Genomic DNA, 18,043 nt, shown 5'->3' on the forward strand with positions numbered 1-18,043 from the left:
GCGAAAATACGTTGGTGAAAATGGTGAAAAATATATTGACGCTAACAACCGACATCACCGAGTTCAGGCTGCCCTCCGGCAGGAAGGTCTACCTGTCGGCCATCAGGGACTGCTTCGACTCCTCGGTCGTGGCGTGGAGGGCCGGCGAGAGACCGGACGCCGCGCTCGCCAACTCGACGCTCGAGGACGCCTGCGCCCGGCTGGCGCCCGGCGAGCGCCCCGTCATCCACTCCGACCGCGGCGGCCACTACCGCTGGCCCGGCTGGATCTCGATCTGCGAGGACAACGGCCTCACCAGGAGCATGTCCGCCAAGGGCTGCAGCCCGGACAACGCCGCGATGGAGGGCTTCTTCGGCCTGCTCAAGAGGGAGTTCTGGCACGGCAGGGACTGGTCGGGCTGGGCCCCCGCCCGCTTCATCGAGGAGCTCGGGGCCTGGATCGGCCGCTACAATACGGAGAGGCGCAGCGATGCGCTCGGCGGCCGCACGCCGGCCGAGTTCCGCGCCGCGCTGGGAAGGGCCGCGTAGCGGTCCAAGAAATCGTCCGCAGTCCCGTTTTATCTGGGGAAATATCGCGGGGCAACCGTCTCTCTAGCATCCATCTATCTTTGAGAGACACTAGAGAGGCGACTCAGCCACATCTACCTCTTCCGATAGCGGCGGTTGCGGCTCGTCGATGAACCCATTACTTCAATGAGTCCTTTATCCGCCATTTTTGGCAGATGGTAACGGACGGACGAAAACTGGCATTCCGTCTCTCTAAACAAGGCGCTTATCTCTCTAACTTTAGAGAGATAAGCGCCTTGTTTAGAGAGAAATTTAGAGAGATGTATCGAATTCACTGCTAGATTACCTAAGGCCATCTCTCTAACCGACATTCTCTTTAGAGAGACGAGCGCATCTCTCTAACCATGGGCTCCGCTCTTTAAAGCGTACACATCCCAACCGTGCCATAAGTTGCGGCGGGCATTACCCCGCCAACCCGCCAAAAGAGGACGGGTTTATTTTGGCAGGTTTTATCTGGGAAAACGGTCTGCGGCGTCTCCTGCTAGACTAGTAGATTCCCAACCGTCCATCCAGGAGCCTCAATGTCGCGCAAGTCCGCCTACAAGCAAGTACTTTCCATCGGCACCGCCGTGGTGCTGGGGTTTGCGCTGTTCACAGGGTCGCTCGACGGAGCGCCCAAGCTGCTCTCGCCGCAAAGCGATGAGCAGGCGGCTGCTCTGGCCGAGAAGCAAAGCGAGAGCCCCAACCGCACCGACGACGAAGCGGACTTGGTAGCCCGGCTCGAATCGGGAACAGCGAGCTCCACGGACTCCGAAGATGATCAGGACTCCGGCGATGGCTCTGAATCCGCCACGACCGACACCGCTGACGATGCCTCTTCAAACGTCACCCCCATCGACGAGGTCGAAAACCCCGATCTCGACCGCGCCCGCGGCGTATATCTCAGCAGCATTCCCGACTACGCCGGCAACCCCTACGTTGCCCTTCGCACCGACAGCACGCACCCGCTCGGCACGCCATCATTCACGCTCGACGAATACGAGCGAGCTACCGAAGAGGGCTGCTTTAAGAAGTTCTCCAAGCTCGATAGCCTGGGCCGCACCCGCAAGGCACTCGCCTGCGTGGGTCCCGAATCGCTCGGTCAGGGCAAGCGCGGCGATATCTCGCGTATCCATCCCGCCGGGTGGCACCAGCAGCGCTACGACTTTATTCCGGGTCAAAGCCTCTACAACCGTTGCCACCTCATCGCCTGGTCGCTCTGCGGCGAAAACGCTAATCGCAAGAATCTCCTCACCGGCACGCGCTATCTCAACGAAACGGGCATGCTGCCGTTTGAAGAGCAGATCCTCGACTATATCCACGACACAGGCAACCATGTGCTCTACCGCGTCACGCCCATGTACAACGAAGAGGAGCTCGTCTGCCGCGGCGTGCGCCTTGAGGCGCAATCGGTCGAGGACCACGGCAAGACCCTCTGCTTCCACGTATATTGCTACAATCTGCAGCCGCACGTGCAGATCGACTACGCCACCGGCCGCAATCAGGCCTCGGGGGACTAGGGCCGACCAAGCTGCCCCAAAACCTAAAATGATCCGTTTTCCTCCGTCCCCCAGGGATCAAAAAGGGCCGCCCTGGATTGCCCAGAGCGGCCCTTGCACCGGCATGCATGTTGCAGGCAACGCCACGCGCTACTTGGCGCGGCCCTCCTCATAGCGCTCGACCAGCTTGGCCTGAACGTCATAGGGAACCTGCTCATAGCCAGCGGGCTTCATGGTAAAGTCACCCGTGCCGCGCGTGATAGAGCGCAGGCGCGTCGAGTAATCCGTCAGCTCGGCCAGCGGGGCTTGAGCGATGACCACGGTGTCACCGCGCTCATCGGTCTCCATGCCCGTCACGCGACCGCGCGAGGCCGAGATGTCGCCCATCACGGCGCCGGCGTAGCTCTCGGGGATCGTCACCGTGATTTCCTCGATGGGCTCCAGCACCACCGGGTCGGCATCGGCGCATGCCTTGCGCAGGCCGATGCGTGCCGCCGCGCGGAACGCCATCTCGTTGGAGTCGACGCTGTGATACGAACCGTCGTACACCGCGACGCGAATGCCCGTGAGCGGGTAGCCGGCAATAATACCGTCCTTCATGGTCTCCTGGACGCCCTTGTCCACGGCGGGAATCAGCGAGCGCGGGATGCGGCCGCCCACGACCTCGTCCACGAACTCATAGCCGTCGCTCGTGCCGTCGGGCCCAATAAGCGGCTCCACGCGCAGCCAGCAGTTGCCGTACTGACCGGCACCACCGGTCTGCTTCTTGTGGCGGCCCTGGGCGCTCGCCGTGCGGCGGATGGTCTCGCGATACGGAATGCGGATCGGCACGCTCTTGGCAGCAACCTTGGTGCGGTCCTCCAGACGATTGAGCAGCACCGAAACCTGCGCCTCGCCCACTGCCGAGATGATGGTCTGGCCGGTCTCCTCGTCGCGGTCGATGCTCATGGTCGGGTCTGCCTTGCAGGCCTTCTCGATAAACGTGTAGAGCTTCTCTTCGTCGCCGCGGTTCTCGGCTTCGATGGCGATGCGGTACTGCGAGTTGGGGAACTTAAACGCCGCAGCCTCGACCTTGCCGGTAATCGAGAGCGTATCGCCCGTCTCGGCAGCCAGCTTGGGCGCCACGATGATGTCGCCGGCATAGGCATGGCCAACCTCGGTCATATCGCGGCCGCACATCACATACAAGTGAGCCAAACGATCGCTCTTGCGGGTACGCGCGTTGACCAACTCAAGACCCGGCTCAAGCGTGCCCGTCAGCACCTTGATAAAGCTGATGCGGCCCTGCTGCGGATCGGCCAGCGTCTTAAACACAAACGCCACCGGACGGTCATCGTCACTCGAAATCTTAAGCGAATCACCGTCGATGAGCGGCATCTCGCCGTAGTCGGTCGGCGCCGGGAAGTACGTGGCGATGTCGTCCATCAGCGAGTTGACGCCCTGCTCCTTAATGCAATCGCCCGCAAAGACCGGCACAAAGATGCGCTCGGCGATCGCCTTAGACAGCAGGCCTTCAAGCTCCTCCTGCGTCAGCGTCTCCTCGCCTTCCAGGTATTTCATCATCAGCTCGTCGTCAGCCTCGGCCACCAGCTCGCACAGATGGTCATGGGCCTCCTCGGCCTGGGCACGATACTCCTCGGGAATCTCCGACTCAACGGCCTCGGCGCCGTTGCAGTGGCGCGCCTTCATGCGCACCAGGTCGATGATGCCGTCAAAGTCCTCGCCCTCGCCCCAGGGAAGGGTCACGGCGCCTAGGCGCGTGCCAAAGCGCTCCTGCAGCAGGTCCATCGTGGTCGCAAAGCTGGCCTCGGAGCGCGACAGGCGGTTTACGAACACCGCGCGTGCCAGGCGTAGGTCCTCGGCGGCATACCAGAGCTTAACCGTCGTAGGCTGCGGGCCGGCCTCGGCGTCGACCACAAACAGAGCCGTCTCGCAGACGCTCATCGCGGCAAAGGCGTCGCCGATAAAATCGGGGTAGCACGGGGCATCGAGCACATTGATGCGCGCGCCCTTCCAGTCGATCGGCGCGATGGTCGTCGAGATGGAAAATGCACGCTTGACCTCTTCGGGGTCATAGTCGAGCGTGGGCTTGGTGCCGTCGTGGCCGCCCAGGCGGGCGGTCTTGCCGGAAAGGTGGAGCATGGCCTCGGCGAGTGAAGTCTTGCCCACCCCGCCTTGGCCTACGAGCACCACGTTCCTTACGTTACCGGTCTTGGGAGCACCCATGATGACCTCCTTGCAGGGCCGCGCGCAATGCGCGACGCCAACGGGGAGAGTTCGCGGTCGGTGCCGTCCCGGGAGCAGCATGGTCGGCAGCCGAGCCGACTCACCCTCCAAATGTCCTATGCCACCACCCTACCCTCACGGGCGGCTGTCCATGCATACCTTTCGGCACACGTATGAATACAGGCGGCGAGAGGAAGAGACGAGCTTGTGAGGCAATTATTGAACCCCGTCGATGTAAACAAAAAGCCGCCACAGACCGTAAGACCTGTGGCGGCTTCGCCTCAATTAATAGTTGAGTAAATACCTGAGCCTATCCCTCGATACGGCTCAAGAACTCACGCGTGCGCCGCTCGCGCGGATGGTCGATGACCTGCTCGGCAGGACCCTCCTCGACAATACGACCGCCATCCATAAAGACCACGCGGTCGGCAACATCGCGCGCAAACTGCATTGCGTGGGTCACGATCACCATCGTCATGTTCTGCGCAGCGAGGTCCTTAATGACACGCAGCACCTCGGCCGTCAGCTCGGGATCGAGCGCCGAGGTCGGCTCGTCAAAGAACAGGATCTCCGGGTCGAGCGCTAGGGCGCGGGCAATACTCACGCGCTGCTGCTGACCGCCCGAAAGCTCACACGGAACCTTATTCTCGTTGCCCATAAGCCCCATCTGAGCAATCAATTCATACGCACGAGCTTCCGCCTGCTCGCGCGGGCGCTTAAGCACGCGGATCGGCGCGTCGATGATGTTTTTCATCACGGTATAGTGCGGGAACAGGTTGTAATTTTGGAACACCAGGCCGAATCGCGAGCGCGCCTGCTTGGGAACATCTCCCTTCGCATAGACCGCGCCCGATCCCACATCCGTCGCAACCGCAAGGTCGCCAAACGAAAGCGAGCCACCGTCGAGTGTCTCGAGCAGCGTAGCGCAGCGCAGCAGCGTGGACTTACCGCCACCCGAAGGCCCGATAATCGCCACGACCTCACCGCGCTTGACTTCGAGTGAGATATCCTTGAGCACCTCATTGCCGCCAAACGCCTTACGCGCGTTCGTTATCATCATTACCGTTCCGAACACGGGAACCTCCATGTGTTTGAGAAGTCAGCGAGCGTGTGGCTGACGAGACAATGTGCTTCGAAAGAGGAGCGCCGCGTACTTCTGTACGCAAGCGACGGTTTGAGGAGCAGATTGGCCGTCAGGCACGCGCGCAGCGTCGAGCAGTCCGCCGTTCGCTAGAACGGCGGAACGATCTAGTCATGATAATAGTCCAGCTTCTTTTCGGCAGCGCCCAGCAGCATCTCGACCACAAAGTTAAAGACCCAGTAGATCAACGCCGCAATCGCAAACGGCACCATGCTCACCTGCGAGGCGACCAGCGCCTTGGCGGTCGAGAACATCTCACCCACGCCAATGGCAAACGCCAGCGACGTGTCCTTGACCAGTGTGATGATCTCGTTGCCCATCGCCGGCAGAATACGCTTGGCGACCTGCGGCATCACGATATACAGAAACGTCTGCAGACGCGAGTAGCCCAGCACCTCGGCGGCCTCATATTGACCGCGCGGAATCGACTGCAGGCCCGAGCGATAGATCTCGGCAAAGTAGCCGGCGTAGTTGATGATGAATGCCACGACGCACGCCGTCCATTTGGAATCGGGCGTGAGCGAGATGCCAAACACGTAGTACGGGGCAAAGTAGATCGCAAACATCTGCAGCATAAGCGGCGTGCCGCGCATGACCGAAATATAGATGCGCGCGATCCAGCGAAGCGGCGCAATTTTGCTCATGCGCATAAACGCCACGGGAATTCCCAGCGGAATCGACCCCAACAGCGTCAGCACAAACAGCTGCAAGCTGACCAAGAATCCCTGGCCAAGCATCTGCATCATGACCTGAATAGACAACCCAAGCTCTCTTTCACAGTAACGGAACAGCGAACCCAATGCTAAAGCGGGTTTTCCAGGTGCCCGAGTTTGCCGTGAAAGAGGAGCGCCGCGTACTAAATGTACGCAAGCGACGGTTTGAACGGCAAAATCGGGTGCCTGGGAAAGCCGCTATTTGAGCACCCAGTTGTCGAAGGAAAGACCGTAATCTGCGTATTTATCGCAGAGGTCCTTGACCGTGCCGTCCTCGTAGAGCGCCTTGAGTGACTCGGTTACAGCATCGGCCGACTTGGTGTCGCCCTTCTTAAAGCCGACGGCGTAGTGCTCGCTGGACAGCGGCTTGTCGAGCTGCGTATAGGCATCGGGCTTGGCGGCCAGCTGATACTGAGCGATCGAGAGGTCACAGGCAACGGCATCGACCGCACCACTCTCGAGCTGCATAAACGCCGTGTTGTACTCACCGATGGTATCGAGCGTGGCAAACGTCGCGGCCAGATCCTTCTGGTCGCCCTCGAGCACATCCTGCGCAGCGGAATCAGTCTGGGTAATCACGGTCTTGCCGGCAAGATCGTCCCAGCTCTTGATACCCGCGTCCTTCTTGACCACCAACACCTGCTCGTTGAGCATATACGGCTCGGAGAACGTGTAGTCGTCCTCGCGGCCCTCCATGGTAAAGCCGTTCCAGATGCAGTTGATGGCGCCGGAGTTGAGCAGCGTGTCCTTGGCATCCCAATCGATGGCCTCGTAATCGACATCCCAGCCCTGCTTATCGGCAACGGCCTTGGCAAGGTCAAGGTCAAAGCCCGTGTACTCGCCGTCATCGCCCACAAAGCCGTACGGAGGGTAGGACTTGTCAAAGCCCACCACGAGCTTCTTGGACTCCGCGGCGCCCTTCACATCCTTGGCCGCGGCAGAACCAGCAGCGGAGCCCTTGCCAGCACCACCGCCGCAGCCGACAAGACCAAGGCCAAGCACCGTGGCGAGCGAGCCGGCTAGACCAACAAACTGACGACGAGACATATCGGTATTCATGGTATTCCCCCTCGATAGCACTTTAGTTAGGTAAAGTGAGTCATGTAACGTTCAGAATCATACACTTTAGTGAAATGGAGTACAAGGGAGGGCTTGCCCGGCGCGGGCGGGGAGCGGCGCGGAATTAAGTTTATCGCGAGTTCCGCACGCAAAGGAAAGCACTAAATGTGCTTTCCGTCTTGCGCAGGACTGTAGAGCAGGAAACTTAATTCCGCGCCGCTCCCCGCCCGCGCCGGGCAAACGTCGTTGGACTTATCGCTGACATGAAATGGCCGCTTGCATATCGTCCACTAGCTTGGCACGGTACAATTGCTTCGGACTTTTCTTTTTCTTTAATAGTGGAGTTAATTCATGGCAGAATCTCGTGCGGAGCGTAAGGCTCGTCGTGCTTTGATCGAGGCGGCTGAGGGGTCGGAAGAGAAAAAATCTTCTAAGAAATCCAAGTCGTCTCAGGATGCGAAGGGCAAGGTTAAGACCAAGCGTTCTGGCTCTCGTCAGGGCGGGGATAAGGCGCCTCACGTTCGCTCCAAAGGCTCGCGCAAGGATTCGGCTCAGCCTGCGCGTAAGGCCGTGGATCCCAAGTCTCCCTGTTCGATCATGAAAGCTTGTGGTGGGTGTACGGCACTCAATCGTCCTTATAAGAAGCAGTTGGCGGCCAAGCAGGCTGCTATGGAGGAGCTGTTTGCTGAGCTCTGCGAGCGCGAGGGCATTAGCGTCGACCCCATTCGCGGTATGGGAGTCACCCTGGGAGACCCGGGTAAATATCCTGCGCCGCGTGGTTTTCGTCATAAGGCTGCCACTCCGTTTGCTCCCGGCAAAGAGGGCGCTGTCCGCTGCGGCTTTTTTGAACGTGGGACGCACAAAATCGTCGCCGTTCCCAAATGCCCCGTTGAGGCGCCGGGCGCTCGTCAGATTCTCAACGGCATCGCTCGCGAGGCCGAACGTCTGCATATTCCCGCCTTTAACGAAGACAAGCATCTGGGACTGCTTCGCTATGCCGTCGTTCGCTGCGGCTGGCGCACCGACCAGATTATGGTCACCCTCGTGACCGCTCAGCGCGACCTGCCGCATGCGCAGGAGTTCTTTGAGGCTGTCGCCGCACTCGATCCGCATATCGTCACCGTCGCTCAGAACATCAACGGTCGCCCCGGCAATGCCATCTTGGGTGAGGAGACTCGTATCGTCTATGGCGCCGAATGCATGCGCGACCAGCTGCTCGGCTGCGAGTTCGATATCTCCCCCACCGCGTTCTATCAGACCAATCCGCAGCAAACCGAGCTGCTCTATCGACTTGCCATTGACGGCATGGACCTGCAGCAGGGTGACATTCTTATGGACGCTTACTGCGGCAGCGGAACCATCGGCCTGTGCGCCGCGAAGGATGCCCAGGACAAGGGCATCGGCATTATGCTGCTCGGCGTGGAGCGCAACCCGGCGGGCATTGCCGACGCACGTCGCAATGCCGAGCTCAACGGCCTCACCCGCAGCGCTTGGTTTATGGCCGACGACGCCACCGATTACATCCTGGACGCCGCCGACAACAACGAGCGGATCGATGTCCTTTCCATCGACCCGCCGCGCGCCGGCTCCACCCCCGAGTTCCTCGAAGCCGCCTGCGCACTCAAGCCGCGCCGCATCACCTATATCAGCTGCAACCCTGTGACCCAAGAGCGCGACCTGCACCAGCTCCTCGACGGAGGCTATCGCCTGCTCAAGATCACGCCTGTCGACATGTTCCCCCATACCGACCACACCGAAACCGTAGCGGTCCTCGAGCGCCGCTAATCCACCCCGGTAGATTTTCGAGACAAGAAAGGGGGCGGCCCGTCTGGACCGCCCCCTTCGCTTGGTTTATGAACTCCGCTACATCCCCTTGCGCAGGTCACACACGCCGGCTGCCGCCATCTCGCGCAGCAGCGTCTCGCGGTCGCGCGTCACGATCAAATCCAGCGGGAAGTGAATCTCGTCGAGCATCTTGCGCGCGTGATCGAGCTTGCCAATGGCCATGCCAATGTGGGCATCGGTCGACACGCCAATACCCACGCCCAGCTCGGCGCAGCGCTCGGCGATCTTGCGGCATACGGCCCAATGCTCAGTGTCGACACCGTGTTCAAGACTATGGTTGTTGATCTCGATGATCTTGTGCTTGGCCTTGGCCGCCAACAGCACCTCATCGATATCGAACGGCACGCCCGAACGACCCGCATGCCCAAGCATGAACACCTTGGGGTGCTCCAGGGCATTGATGTACATCTCGGTCGTCTCGGCGAGCGTCGCGCCTTCGGCAAACTGCGGGTTATGCACGCTTGCCACCAAATAATCCAAATTACGCGTCACCAAATCGAACAGCGAATGCTCACGACTATACGAATCGCCGGCGATATTGAGCGAAACGGGAATGTCCTCGCCAAACAAGCTTCCGTCCAGCGAAACGATATCGGCCTCGGCGCCGCGGAGCACCAGCACGCCGCTCCAAATGCGCGGCCAGATATCCTGGTTAATAAAGAACTGGAAACTGCGCAGGTCATTGGGGCAAGGCGTAACCATCGAGCTTAAATGATCGGCGGAACCGAGCACCTGAAGGCCACGCTCCGCCGCCCAATAGATGTTCTCCTCAATGGTTGAGTACGCATGCGCGGAGAACATCGTATGAGTATGGATATCACAGGAAAGCAGGTAGGGCATCAGGTCTCCTTGTCCAGCATGGCCGTCGCGTATATTCATTGTACGCATAGCTTTCGGCAGTCGTAAAACTGCTTCATCCCAATCACACAACGGCATAGACAACGGGGTCTGGCTTAACACCAAACCCCGTTTCACGTAAAACATTGTAAGCAGAGCGCTTTACTTTTAACGATACTCGTCCGCCAACTGTTTCCAAGCGGGTAGCGAATTGATAATCGTTTCGTAACTCACGCAATAGCCCAGGCGGAACCAACCAGGCATGCCAAAGCTGTCCGAGGGCACCGCAAGCAGCTCATACTTCTTCGCGCGCTCACAGAACGCATTCGCATCGGGCTCCAGTGCCTTCACCCACAGGTAGAATGCACCATCCGGCTCAACATAGGTGTAGCCGTACTCCGCTAGTGCGTCGGTAAGCGCGGTGCGGTTGCGAGCATAGGCCTCGACATCACTCGGCTCATCGATGCAATCGATGATCACGCGCTGGAAGAGCGCCGGTGCACACACGAAGCCCAGCGTACGGGCGGCACCGGCAACGGCGGGCATTAGACGAGCTGCCTGAGGATTCGTATTGGGAACCAGGATCCACCCGACGCGCTCGCCCGGTAGCGAAAGCGACTTGGAATACGAGTAGCACACGATGGTGTGCTCGTAGATCGAAGGCACCCAAGGCACCTCGGCGCCATAGACAATCTCGCGATACGGCTCATCAGAGATGAGCATAATCGGATTCTCGGGATCGCGCTGAGCGTTGGCCTCGCGCAGAACATTGGCCAGTCGCGTCAGCGTGTCGCGTGTATATACGGCACCGGTCGGATTGTTGGGCGAGTCGATGATGACGGCAGCCGTCTTATCGGTAATCGCCTTGAGCACGTTACTCACGCTCAGCTGGAACGTATCTTCATCGGCGAGCGCCTCAACACACGTGCAGCCGGCCTTCTCAATCCACACGCGATACTCCGGAAAGTACGGGGCGATAACAACAACCTCATCGCCCGGGTTCGTAACGGCATTGAGCGTGCAGGTGAGCGAAGCCGCGGCACCCACCGTCATAAAGACGTCCTTGCCCTCATAGCTCGTGCCAAAGCGACGGTTGAGCGAGTCGGCGACGGCTGCTCGACATTGCGGCAGACCCGGCGCAGGCGTGTATCCATGCAGCTGGTCGCTCGGCAGCTCCAAGGCCTTCTTAATGGACTCAGCCACGGCGGCAGGTGCCGGAACGCTCGGGTTACCCAGCGAAAAATCGAATACGTTCTCCGCACCGATCTGCGCCTTGCGCTCAAGGCCATAGCTAAAGATCTCACGGATGATGGAGCTTTCCGCACCGCGAGCATACATAGTTTCGTTGATCATCTGTTCCCCTTTCGCATAGGCGCTATTGTACGCTTTAGCCAACTAGAGCGCCACAATGTTGATTGGGGACAGACTTAAATGCGTGAAAACGCTCATTTAAGTCTGTCCCCAATCAACATATCGCTCAAAAGAAAGAGCCTCCACAGGTTTCCCCGCGGAGGCTTTCGCTACAAGAACTATTTGTCGGCGTCGGTGTTGCCGTCAGCGTTGGCAGCATTGCCATCTCCGGCATCATCGGATGCGGCTTCGGCATCCTCCTGCATGGCCGCCTGCGCAAAGGCCGCGGCATCAGCCGCCAACTCCTCCTCGCTCATGCGAAGCGAGCGCTTCTTGGTCGGCATGCCAGCCGCCCTGGCGTTGCGCTCCTCCTTGGCCGCCAGGATATCGCCCTCGCGCTCAAGGTAAGCGTCCCACTCGTTGTCGAGCAGGGCGTTCACGGCGTCACCCTCGACGGTCTCGCGCTCAAGCAGCACCTTGGCCATCAGATCGAGTTGATCGCGGCGGGCATCCAAAATCTCGACCGCACGACGATGGGCCTCACGCATAATGCGCTGGACCTCGATGTCGATGCGACGCGCCGTCTCCTCGGAGTAATCCTGGTGATCGGCGTAATCGCGACCAAGGAACACCTGATGCTGCGCCTCGCCAAACACTTGCGTGCCCAACTCCTCGCTCATGCCCAAGCGCGTGACCATCTCGCGCGCCATCTTAGTCGCGCGCTCCAGATCGTTGCTCGCGCCCGACGTGATGTCGTCGCACATGAGCTCCTCGGCAACGCGACCGCCCAAGAACACGGCGAGCTCGTCGAGCATCTCGTTCTTGGTCTTGAGGAAGTGATCCTCCTGCGGAAGCTGCAGTGTGTAGCCCAGGGCCTGACCGCGGCTGACGATCGAGATCTTATGAACCGGATCGGAGTGCTCCAGGATGTGGCCCACCAAAGCGTGACCGCTCTCATGGTAGGCAATCGTGGTGCGCTCGGCTTCGGTCATCACGCGACCCTTGCGTTGCGGTCCGGCAATCACGCGCTCCATCGACTCCTCGACCTCGTCCATCGAGATCACAGAACGATGACGGCGAGCGGCCAGCAACGCAGACTCGTTGAGCAGGTTCGCCAAATCGGCACCAGTAAAGCCAACGGTCATCTGGGCGAGCTTCTCAAACTTAACGTCCTCGTCCATCGGCTTGTTCTCGGCATGCACGCGCAAGATCTGCTCGCGGCCCTTCACATCCGGACGGTCGACCGTAACCTGACGGTCAAAACGGCCGGGACGCAGCAATGCCGGATCCAGAATATCGGGGCGGTTGGTCGCGGCGATCAGGATGACCGACTCGCTTTCCTCAAAGCCGTCCATCTCGACCAGCAGCTGGTTGAGCGTCTGCTCGCGCTCGTCGTGACCGCCGCCCAAGCCAGCTCCGCGCTGACGTCCCACGGCATCGATCTCGTCGATAAAGATGATTGACGGAGCCTGAGACTTGGCCTCCTTAAAAAGGTCGCGCACGCGGCTGGCGCCGACACCCACGAACATCTCGACAAAGTCGGAACCCGAGATGCTAAAGAACGGCACGCCCGCCTCGCCGGCAACGGCCTTGGCCAGCAGGGTTTTACCGGTACCCGGAGGGCCAACCAGCAGCACGCCGCGCGGAATCTTGGCACCCAGCTTGCGATAGCGGTCCGGATCGCTCAAAAAGTCGCGAATCTCCTCGAGCTCCTCGACTGCCTCGTCCACACCGGCAACATCCTCAAACTTGACCTTGGGGCGCGTTGCCTCGTTGGTCTTGGCGTTGGTCTTGCCAAACTGCATGTTCCTGTTGTTGGCACCCATCATCTGGCGCATAAAGTAGAACATGATGGCGATCAGGGCGATCGTCGGAAGCACGCTCATCGCCAAGTCGCCCCAAAAATCGGGGTCATTGGTGTTGACGATGTACTTGGTATCGGGGTGCTCCGCCATGAGCTCGGCAAGCGAATCGGAACCGACATAGGTCGAGGAAAAGCTCTTGAGCTCGCTCGTGTCGCCCTTGTCCTTTTTCGTCTTCCAGTAATGACCCGTCACGCTTCCGTCCTGAACCGTATAGGTCAGATCTTCGACGCGATCCTGCTTGATGGCGCTGACCATCTCACTCGTCGCGAGCTTTACGGTATTGCTGGAGTTGGCAAAGCCGGAGCCCATGTTAAAGAAGGCGTAACCCAGGAGCGCGCAAGCCAAAAGAAAATACAGCCAGCCCGTACGCGTGGGCTTCTTGCCTCCGGGCATCCCCGGGATCTTTGGGTCCCGGGGAGTCTGGGAATTGTTGTCGTTACGGTCGTCGGGCATCTTACGAATAAACCTCCGGTTTCAAAATGCCCAGATACGGAAGGTTACGATAGCGCTCGGCATAGTCGAGGCCGTAGCCCACCACAAAGGCATCGGGGCAATGGGTTCCAACATACTTGGGCGCGACGGCCGAGGTACGGTCCTCAACGTCCTTCCACAGGAAGGCGGCAACCTCCAGCGAGGCGGGCTTGCGGCTCTCGAGGTTCTTCATCAGATACTTGAGCGTCAGGCCCGAGTCCAGAATGTCCTCGACGATCAGCACGTCGCGACCGCGGATGTCGATATCCAGGTCCTTAATGATACGCACGATGCCCGAGGACTTCACACCGTCGCCATAGCTCGAAACAGCCATGAAATCGATGTTGGTCGGCAGCTCGATCTTGCGCATCAGGTCGCCCATAAAGACCACGGCGCCGCGCAGGACCGCAATCAGCACCAGATCCTTACCCGCGTAGTCGCGAGTAATCTGCTCGCCTAGGCGAGAGACGATACCGTCGATATCCTCCTGCGTAAACAGAACCTTCTCGATATCCGGATGTTGAGAAGCCATGACAACCCTTTCTTGTGCTTATCGCCCACGCACCGCCGCATGGACGCGAACTACACATTCTAGCAGCGCACGGGGTATATTTACCAGCACGTGCGCCATCAGCGCGGGAATACCGTCAACGTCGCACAGAATAGCTGGCGCGAAGCGCTATTCCGCATCGACCACACGAAGCAGATATGCCACGCGCGTTGCGGCCGTGCATTTAAAACGCTCGTCCGCGCGAACGCCCGCGACCCATACTACGGCACCTCCCGGAGCCGTTCTTACCACGGGTACGCCAGAGCGGTCTGAAACAGGAATGCGCGCCTCGTTTAACAGGTCTGACACTTTCTTGCTTCGGCCGTTCATCCCCAACGGGCACATCACGTCTCCCGGCACAGGGCTATCCACCCACAGGCGCGCCGATCGTGCCTCGGTGGGGATCTCCCCGCGCGAGCCGGCTAACATCCGCTCGCCATCGCGGTCGGCAAACCCCAGGGCCGCCGCATCCACCAAGGCCGCAACCTTTCCGGCAGCAGCAAGCTCGCGGGCACGGTGCACGATATCGCACCCCGGCTCCACAGCCATCGGCTCCGCTGTCAGCATATGCCCCGCCCCCAGCGGCAGACAACCGGGAACGGAGATCCAATCGGCCACTAAACCCTCGCGCGCCGCCGGGGCCTTGAACGCCAGCATGCCAAACTCCACACGGGCATCAATTCCCGCAGGAAGCGTAACCGAGCCCGAGCCCGCAGCGACGCAGGCGAGCACGCGCTCCACGTGCCGCATCTCCGGTCGCGCGTCGGGATCGATGCGCTTAATCGCCAACCGCACGATACGCCGTGCAATCACAACCTCAGCGGCGGCAAGACGGCGCGCATCGAGCACCAGTGCGCCCGCCGCTTCCTTGCGCAGGCAGCTTCGAAACGCCTGTGCCGAAAGCTGGGAAAGAAAGGCGTCTTCGTCGCCCAGAATTTCGCAAGCGGCGCCAATCGTCTTACAGACGCTCGCGTTGCGCCGTGCCACCACCGGCATCACCCGATGGCGTACATAGTTGCGCAGGTACGAAACGTCCTCGTTGCTTTCATCTTCCCGCCATGGCTGACCGTGCACCTGCAGATAGCTCACGAGCTCATCGTGCGTGAGGTCGAGCAAGGGGCGAACCACAATGTTCCGACGGCGCGGAATGCTCGATAGACCCGCGGGACCCGACCCTTTAATGGCATTCATCAAAAATGTTTCCGCGCGGTCCGACGAAGTATGCGCGGTACAGATACGAGCCGCCGTCCGCGGTGCGCCCGATTCAGCACAAAGTTCGCGAACATATCTCCGTGCCGCGGCATAGCGCACCTCGCGAGCCGCAGCCTCGATATTGCCCGATTCGTCATCAAAATAGGCATGCTCAACACACAGCGGCAAGCCGTATTGCGCGCACAGGTCACGTACAAAGGCCTCGTCGCCATCGGATGCCTCCCCGCGCAGATGATGGTTTACATGCAGCACGTGCAATCGCTCGCGCGCAATGGGAGCGACGCCGCGCCCGTCCTGGATATCCAGCTTTGATGTGCAAGCCATAAGGAGCAGCGCCGTCGAGTCCGCACCGCCTGATACCATGAGCACTACGGGGGCAGCGGCCCGCCGCGTTGCCAGGGCGCTCTTATCCGTCCTCGGCGCGGCATGATGTCCATAGTGCTGAGATACCGTTGGCATTCGCTTCCTCCTCTATTCGTCCGCACTCATTGTATCCTTTGGAATCTTATGTCTCGCCTGCACCTTCATATCCTCGGCAGCGGCTCAAAAGGCAACTGCGCACTCGTCGAGGGGCCTCAGGGGCTCATCATGATCGACAACGGCCTGTCCCGCCGCGAGACACTTAAACGCATGGCGGAGCTTGGCCTCTCGGCAGACGACGTCGCCTCTCTTGTAATCACCCATGAGCATGGTGACCATATCAAGGGGCTCGATGTATGGTGCAAGCACTGGCATGGTCCCCTCTTTGCCAGCAGGGACACCCTTTCATGCAAAGAAAACCTCGCGCACCTGCCCGTAGAGGAATTTGACCCCGGCGACACGCTCCCCATTGCCGGCATCCACGTGCAAACCTACTCAACATCGCACGATGTCATCAATCCTGTCGGCTATCGATTTAATGCTCTCGATGATTCCATTGGGTTTGCCACCGACACCGGAGAGTTATCGAGCAAGGCCATAGGCATCCTCAAAGACTGTCGAGTTCTCGCGCTCGAAAGTAACCACGATGTAACTATGTTGCGCGAAGGAGCGTACCCCCGCTTTCTTCAGGAGCGCATCCTGTCCACAAAGGGGCACCTCTCCAACAACCAGGCCGCCGAAGCCGCGCGCGAACTTGTTACCGATCGCACCGAACAGCTCATCGCCATGCATATCAGCCAGGACAATAATCGTCCAAGCCTTACCGTCAAAAGCTATGCCAACGCGCTTGATGCAAGTCTCGATGATGAACTCGGCAGTTCTGCCACCCGTCTTCAAGGGCCGCGGAAGCTCTCGATACGCCCTGCAAGCCAGTATCAACCGACAACCATTCAATAGCCCCTCAAGACAACAAAGGGGGGCTGGGAATCACTTCCCAGCCCCCCTTAACTCATACTCTCGATTGAAGCAGAGCCATCGTTAGTCGATGGAGATCTTCGTAACGTTCTTCTTCTCGACAATCTTGGGAACCGTAACGGTCAGGATGCCGTCAGCATACTTAGCCGAAAGGCCCTCGCTCGAAGCGTCCTTCAGATACACGCCGCGCGTCGCGCTGTACGAGCTAAACTCCTTCTGCAGGAAGTTCTTGCCCTCGTTCTCCTCGTCCTCCACAACGTTCACGCTAATCGACAGGCGACCCTCGTTAAGCTCAACGTCGATATCATCCTTAGCGACGCCGGTCAGATAGGCCTTGACCTCATAACCATCGCCCTTGTCCTCGACATCAACGGGGAACGCCTTGGAAGCAATCGAGTTGTTTGCAAGATCGGTCATATCATCAAACAAATCGAACAGCGAGCTAGCAGAAGGACGAACGCCAAAAACCGAACGATAAGGAACCATGCTTGCCATGTTTACCACTCCTTTTAAGGACTGCCGAGTCATCTTCTAGGTGACTGGGACTTCTTTTGACGCTGTTATATATGCCCAGCCGCTTCTTATATATACATCGACTATAAAGTTTTTTGAGTCTATTGATATAAGCATATCTAAGTCTGGTTGACTAAGGTTTTGTCTAATAAACGGAATTTGAACGAAGGCTTAAATAATGTATGCAATCCCATCAAAACTAGACGGCTGGCTTACAATGGGCGCATACACGATATTGATGACGAGCTAAGGGCATCATGGACGATCAAAAACAGGACAACACGTTTATGCCGGAGCAGGACGAAGCATCCAGCCCGCAACCGATTCGATTCCATCGCCCCCACATCTCGCAAGAGCCCATCAATGGCCCAGAGCCCAAATATGTGACAAGAAACCGATATCAAACGCTCGAAGAAGCACAAACGGGGCGCAAACATATGGGCGTCGCCTCGGGAGACCCTGTATATCTGAAAGACGCACCATTATCTAAAAACAGCGTAGCTAGTGATGAGCCGATGAAAGCATCCGCCGTCCATCAACAAAGAGGGCCTCGACCCAAGCAAACCTTGACGCATTCGGCTCGCTATCTCGAAACGCCAAAACAGGGAAAGTCAATCTTCGTTTCGTCAAGTAAACGACGCAAGCAGCATCAGCTGACAATTCTGCTTTTGACCATTGCGGCCATAGTAGTTGCCCTTGTTATACGATTTATTTTCTTTAAATAAAGGCTCAATACCGAAAACAACAAGATCGTCTGGTGTAATTGAGTCATTTACGCCCCGTAAACGCAAAAGAAGGGGGAGGCCGCGAGGCCTCCCCCCTTCTTCAAGTCTTGCGACGGCTCGGTGCCGTCCACCGGTCAGCGGCGCCCTGGCCTCCCAC

Annotated in this window: 15 protein-coding genes; 5 read left to right on the forward strand and 10 right to left on the reverse strand. The window is 59.1% G+C overall.

Translation table 11 applies throughout. From position 1 onward, the window contains the following. Positions 1-527: IS3 family transposase (locus DXB86_RS09570; protein WP_117736942.1), on the forward strand; the 527-nt coding region annotated here is incomplete at its 5' end. A gap of 560 nt (positions 528-1,087) precedes the next feature. Continuing rightward, positions 1,088-2,065, forward strand: coding sequence for a DNA/RNA non-specific endonuclease (locus DXB86_RS09575; RefSeq protein WP_117736943.1), 978 nt, complete (start codon positions 1,088-1,090; stop codon positions 2,063-2,065). Positions 2,066-2,194: 129 nt separating this feature from the next. Here DXB86_RS09575 and DXB86_RS09580 read toward each other — a convergent pair whose 3' ends face one another. The 4 genes from DXB86_RS09580 to DXB86_RS09595 all read right to left on the reverse strand — a co-directional run bounded on the left by DXB86_RS09580 (position 2,195) and on the right by DXB86_RS09595 (position 7,183). After that, positions 2,195-4,270 carry a translation factor GTPase family protein gene (locus tag DXB86_RS09580; RefSeq protein WP_117736944.1) on the reverse strand — a complete coding sequence of 692 codons (2,076 nt, stop codon included), beginning with the start codon at positions 4,268-4,270 and terminating at the stop codon, positions 2,195-2,197. 310 nt (positions 4,271-4,580) lie between these two features. Next, the gene (locus tag DXB86_RS09585) at positions 4,581-5,330 is read right to left on the reverse strand and encodes an amino acid ABC transporter ATP-binding protein (RefSeq protein ID WP_199411037.1); all 750 of its coding nucleotides are present in this window, start codon (positions 5,328-5,330) and stop codon (positions 4,581-4,583) included. Between the two features lie 188 nt (positions 5,331-5,518). After that, the gene (locus DXB86_RS09590) at positions 5,519-6,172 is read right to left on the reverse strand and encodes an amino acid ABC transporter permease (RefSeq protein ID WP_099432382.1); all 654 of its coding nucleotides are present in this window, start codon (positions 6,170-6,172) and stop codon (positions 5,519-5,521) included. A gap of 150 nt (positions 6,173-6,322) precedes the next feature. After that, entirely contained in the window at positions 6,323-7,183 is an 861-nt protein-coding gene (locus tag DXB86_RS09595) for a transporter substrate-binding domain-containing protein (protein ID WP_117638079.1), read from the reverse strand. 351 nt (positions 7,184-7,534) lie between these two features. On the opposite strand from DXB86_RS09595, the gene rlmD reads away from it, so the two are divergent. Further along, positions 7,535-8,968 carry a 23S rRNA (uracil(1939)-C(5))-methyltransferase RlmD gene (rlmD, locus tag DXB86_RS09600; protein WP_117736946.1) on the forward strand — a complete coding sequence of 478 codons (1,434 nt, stop codon included), beginning with the start codon at positions 7,535-7,537 and terminating at the stop codon, positions 8,966-8,968. A 78-nt stretch (positions 8,969-9,046) separates the two neighbouring features. Here rlmD and DXB86_RS09605 read toward each other — a convergent pair whose 3' ends face one another. The 5 genes from DXB86_RS09605 to tilS form a co-directional block, all read right to left on the reverse strand. Continuing rightward, complete coding sequence (locus DXB86_RS09605; RefSeq protein WP_117736947.1) at positions 9,047-9,868, reverse strand: phosphatase; 822 nt, start codon at positions 9,866-9,868, stop codon at positions 9,047-9,049. Between the two features lie 165 nt (positions 9,869-10,033). After that, positions 10,034-11,218, reverse strand: a complete 1,185-nt coding sequence (locus DXB86_RS09610) for a pyridoxal phosphate-dependent aminotransferase (RefSeq protein WP_117736948.1) — start codon at positions 11,216-11,218, stop codon at positions 10,034-10,036. 176 nt (positions 11,219-11,394) lie between these two features. Next, a complete protein-coding gene (ftsH, locus tag DXB86_RS09615) occupies positions 11,395-13,473 on the reverse strand; it encodes an ATP-dependent zinc metalloprotease FtsH (protein WP_233504192.1) in 2,079 nt (692 codons plus the stop codon). A 61-nt stretch (positions 13,474-13,534) separates the two neighbouring features. Next, positions 13,535-14,083 (reverse strand): hypoxanthine phosphoribosyltransferase, encoded by a 549-nt coding sequence (hpt, locus tag DXB86_RS09620; RefSeq protein ID WP_117736950.1) that lies wholly within the window; start codon positions 14,081-14,083, stop codon positions 13,535-13,537. A 147-nt stretch (positions 14,084-14,230) separates the two neighbouring features. Continuing rightward, a complete protein-coding gene (gene tilS, locus DXB86_RS09625) occupies positions 14,231-15,772 on the reverse strand; it encodes a tRNA lysidine(34) synthetase TilS (RefSeq protein ID WP_199411036.1) in 1,542 nt (513 codons plus the stop codon). A gap of 48 nt (positions 15,773-15,820) precedes the next feature. Here tilS and DXB86_RS09630 point away from each other — a divergent pair, with 48 nt between their 5' ends. Next, positions 15,821-16,630 carry an MBL fold metallo-hydrolase gene (locus DXB86_RS09630; RefSeq protein ID WP_117736951.1) on the forward strand — a complete coding sequence of 270 codons (810 nt, stop codon included), beginning with the start codon at positions 15,821-15,823 and terminating at the stop codon, positions 16,628-16,630. Between the two features lie 81 nt (positions 16,631-16,711). On the opposite strand, the gene DXB86_RS09635 is transcribed toward DXB86_RS09630, so the two are convergent. Further along, complete coding sequence (locus tag DXB86_RS09635) at positions 16,712-17,143, reverse strand: Hsp20/alpha crystallin family protein (protein ID WP_055251783.1); 432 nt, start codon at positions 17,141-17,143, stop codon at positions 16,712-16,714. Positions 17,144-17,418: 275 nt separating this feature from the next. Here DXB86_RS09635 and DXB86_RS09640 point away from each other — a divergent pair, with 275 nt between their 5' ends. Then, positions 17,419-17,886 carry a hypothetical protein gene (locus DXB86_RS09640; protein WP_117736952.1) on the forward strand — a complete coding sequence of 156 codons (468 nt, stop codon included), beginning with the start codon at positions 17,419-17,421 and terminating at the stop codon, positions 17,884-17,886. Positions 17,887-18,043 lie beyond the last annotated feature (157 nt).

Source organism: Collinsella sp. OM06-18AC, from assembly GCF_003438785.1.
In the GTDB taxonomy this organism is placed as follows: Bacteria; Actinomycetota; Coriobacteriia; order Coriobacteriales; family Coriobacteriaceae; genus Collinsella.